This is a genomic window from Staphylococcus sp. 231237_7MaSpsaltlick, assembly GCF_043107035.1.
Genome location: NZ_JBICNX010000098.1, coordinates 1 through 1926 on the forward strand (window position 1 = coordinate 1; position 1926 = coordinate 1926).

Here is a 1926-nt window from a genome sequence, read left to right on the forward strand (position 1 = left end):
GATACGAACGTATCAACCAAAGATGCGATGGGCAAGATGTTCTTTACTATGATGAGTGCATTTGCTGAACTTGAAGCTAACTTATTAAGTGAACGGACGAAAAAAGGATTAGAAGCAGCAAGAGCTAGAGGGAGAAAAGGTGGAAGACCATCATTACCTGATCATAAAAAAAGAGAGATTAAATTCTTATATGATGAGCAAAAACTTACTGGAGAAGAGATTGCTAAACAAACAGGTGTAAGTCGTTCTACAGTATATAGGATGCTTAAAGATTAAACTCTATGAAAAAATATATTACTTAAGGCTCTTATAGGTGTATCTAAATCATTTTATGAACATTGATTTTATGTTGAGTTTTTGAACATATTATATACTGATATTCATAGATTTTGGATTATGAAGAAAGAGTGTACAGAAAACAGTTATTTTCTGCACACTCTCTTCAAATGAAATATTAAAACAATTAATACTAGACATGATAAAATATATAATAAGAGTTAAATCAAGTCGTAGCATCCAAAAAGCAACTATCTCAATATACTAAGATATAGGAGGCCCAAAATGATACAATCTATCAATCATATATGTTATTCCGTTAGTGATTTAAAAAATTCGATACGCTTTTATAAAAATATTTTATGTGGCGAATTATTAGTAAGTGGAAAAACAACTGCATATTTCAATATTGGTGGCTTATGGGTTGCGTTAAACGAAGAAAAAGACATTCCTCGAAATGAAGTTCAATATTCGTACACACATGTAGCGTTTACTATAGATGAAAGTGAATTTAATGATTGGTATCAATGGTTCAAGGAAAATGACGTGAATATATTAGAAGGGCGTACTAGAGATGTAAGAGATAAGCAATCAATTTATTTTACTGATCCTGACGGACACAAGTTAGAGTTACATACTGGCACACTAGAAAATAGATTGAATTATTATAAAGAAACAAAACCGCATATGGTATTTTACAAATAAGTAGGTGCTCTATGACAAGATATACAAGATTGTTTGAAGAAAAAGACTTTAACCAAATCAATAAGTTACTACAACTATATTATGAGTTAGGATATCCAACAACGAGTAAAGAACTTATTCATCGATTAAGTAAGATTAATAATCACAAAGACTATTATATACTACTACTGATTGAAGACGAGATAATTATAGGCTTTAGTGGCATGTGCAGAATGATGTTCTATGAAAATGATGGGAATTATATGCGTATATTGTCTTTCGTTGTCAATTCAAATTTTAGAGGAAATGGATTCGGTTCATTATTGTTAAAGGAATCTGAAAAGTTAGCTGACAAGTTAAACTGTAAAGTAATTACATTGAATAGTGGAATTAGAACAGAAAGAGAAAATGCACATAAGTTTTATAAAGCTAATGGGTTTGAAAGTAAATCTTATGGGTTTTCAAAAAGTATCAACTAATGAAATTTCATATTAGCAATAATAGCTTATTAGCCAATCTTAAAGCGCAGTACTTATATAGTGAGTATACTGCGCTTTCTCATTTATTGGGTAAAATTATTCTCATATATCGAGTAAAGTAACAAACTGGATTTTACAAAGGATTTTTTATTGTTCGCTTAGGATAGACCTTAAACATACATAATTACACTTTCTTAATCAATTGAGAAAGTGTAATTTATAAACTAACGTTTTAAAATTTGGTATGAGTTATTGTATTTTAGTTATTAAGTTAGATTTTTAAAAAAGAAGACGTCTCCTTCATCTGTAAAATTATCAAAATTAACATCTCTTTTAAACTCTAATCTGTGAGCTAAATTTATAGAAGCTGAGTTATCTTTATCAGTTCTTATTACAAAAGGTAAAGTATTGTCTATTTCATAATGTAACCAATTTATAATTTTCATAATAGCTTCAATTTCATAGCCCTTTCCTGTTGCTTTGGGGT

At 29.3% G+C, this 1926-nt stretch carries 4 protein-coding genes; 3 read left to right on the top strand and 1 reads right to left on the bottom strand.

Translation table 11 applies throughout. The features are described 5' to 3' along the window. The 3 genes from ACF91D_RS30025 to ACF91D_RS30035 form a co-directional block, all read left to right on the top strand. Positions 1 to 276 (top strand): recombinase family protein (locus ACF91D_RS30025; RefSeq protein ID WP_392438383.1); only part of this gene is annotated, 276 nt, incomplete at its 5' end. Positions 277 to 561: 285 nt separating this feature from the next. Continuing rightward, on the top strand, positions 562 to 981 hold the full coding sequence (locus ACF91D_RS30030; RefSeq protein ID WP_000616116.1) for a fosfomycin resistance bacillithiol transferase FosD: 420 nt from the start codon (positions 562 to 564) through the stop codon (positions 979 to 981). Positions 982 to 992: 11 nt separating this feature from the next. Then, on the top strand, positions 993 to 1439 hold the full coding sequence (locus ACF91D_RS30035) for a GNAT family N-acetyltransferase (protein WP_000199401.1): 447 nt from the start codon (positions 993 to 995) through the stop codon (positions 1437 to 1439). A 266-nt stretch (positions 1440 to 1705) separates the two neighbouring features. Here ACF91D_RS30035 and ACF91D_RS30040 read toward each other — a convergent pair. Beyond that, the coding region (locus ACF91D_RS30040) for a GNAT family protein (RefSeq protein WP_483883393.1) at positions 1706 to 1926 on the bottom strand (221 nt) is incomplete at its 5' end.